Below are 1,744 nucleotides of genomic sequence, written 5' to 3' on the forward strand. Positions count from 1 at the left end.
AGTTAAACAAAAGTTAGATTCTCTTTTTAAACATAACTACCTGCGCATCAAACGACTACATACAGCTAGCAATCAATTGAGGATAAGATTTGAACAATTAGTACCATTAATATCTTTTTTACCTATTATGAGTTATCCGGTATGCGAATCTTTCTTCGTTCCACTATAGTTATCTTTGCGTTTGACTATAGTTATCCGCAAGGGTAACTATAGTGTACTTTGCGGATAACTATAGTGGAACGAAAAAAGGATAGCGATCGGAATGAAATCGATTAGCAAAAGAAGGAACTAAAAATAGCAGTGAAAAACTATCTATACTATAGCAATTGGTCAAGTACGGCACGGAACACCTTATCGGCATGTTCTTGCATAATCTTAATATAATTAAAGATAGGACGGTTATTTTTCATACTGTGTCCGATACAGTATTCTATTTTTTCAATTTGAATGCCTAAATCATATCCGTGTTGTGCAAATGTCTTTCGGGCGGAATAGTAAGTAACCTTTTTCTTTACCCCCGAAAGTTCTGTTACCTTATTTATATGTCGGAAGACTAAACTATATATTTGTTTATAAGATGAATATTTACCAAACTGCAAATGCCCATTTCTCGACATATATTTATCTATGAGCACTTTTGCTTCAGGCTGCAAAGTAAATACAATTTCATTTTCTCCCTTCTTGCTATTACGTGTTTTGTGACGCACATAACGCATATCGTTCTTATTTTTAAAATCATATACTAATAAATCTCTCAGGTTGATACCGCCTAAATAATAGGTAAGCATAAAAATATCTCTCACCATGGATAAAGAAGGCTTTAAAAGCCGGACATCACGTATTCTCTTCAGTTCATCTATTGACAAATCAAGTTCCCGCACATTACTTGCCGGCATCTTAAAGAGGACAAAAGGATGAATGGAGTAAGATACATAATTCATCTTACCGGCATAATTTAATATCACCTTTATCAAAGTCAGATATATTCTGATAGTTGTATCTGCCAGATTCTCCTCGTGAAGAACTTTGGCAAATTCTTGGATATGTATAGGTGTCAATTGAATTAAAGGAAAATCCCCTTTCATATATTTGACTAATCTTTCGGAAGCTATCTTATAAAGTTTATAAGATTTCTCCCGCTCTTCTCCTTTCATGAAATTCATGTATTCTTTTGCAACAGCTTGAAAGGTTATACCTTTTTTCTTTTGTTCATAAGTAATTATACGTATAAGCTCGGTACATGAAATTGCTGGTAAATAGCTGATCGATGTAATAATTTCTTCATACTCATTGATTAGTTTCCGAAGACAAGCATTCATATTCGCTGCATTCTCATGCCTTACTACTCGACCATTTTTTAGTTGACTGGCAGAATCCAAAGTAAATTGGGTAGATATATATCTGGTTTGAGAATGATGTGCTACGGCTATCCTTATTCGATGTCTGCCATTTGATAATTTTTTAGTTGGAACAACTACAATTGAAAAATTCGCCATATCATTTTTAGGTTTATAAATTACTATTTTCCATACAATAAAATAGAAACAAAAAGGTTCATAGTCATTAGGGACTAATCGAAAATCGCTCCCACAGCATGGAATATCGTGCAAAAGACGGTATTTTCCATGCATTTGTACGATTCTGCATTGCTATATCTTGATTAAGTCGTTATGTTTGCAACACTTTTTCACAGGTAGAGTGTGAAAAGTTATGTTTAAAAAGAGAATCTAACTTTTGTTTAACT

1 protein-coding gene is annotated in these 1,744 nt (G+C 33.4%); it reads right to left on the minus strand.

The genetic code is table 11. The annotated features are described in order from the left end of the window. Positions 1 to 317: 317 nt before the first annotated feature. Positions 318 to 1,496, minus strand: coding sequence for a tyrosine-type recombinase/integrase (locus DXA54_RS27880; RefSeq protein ID WP_004323749.1), 1,179 nt, complete (start codon positions 1,494 to 1,496; stop codon positions 318 to 320). Positions 1,497 to 1,744 lie beyond the last annotated feature (248 nt).

This window comes from Bacteroides sp. OF03-11BH (assembly GCF_003604005.1).
Classification (GTDB): domain Bacteria; phylum Bacteroidota; class Bacteroidia; order Bacteroidales; family Bacteroidaceae; genus Bacteroides; species Bacteroides ovatus.

Bases quoted from the DNA above. Each gene is read 5' to 3' on its own strand.
- DXA54_RS27880 (WP_004323749.1), bottom strand. From the start codon at position 1,496: ATGGCGAATTTTTCAATTGTAGTTGTTCCAACTAAAAAATTATCAAAT.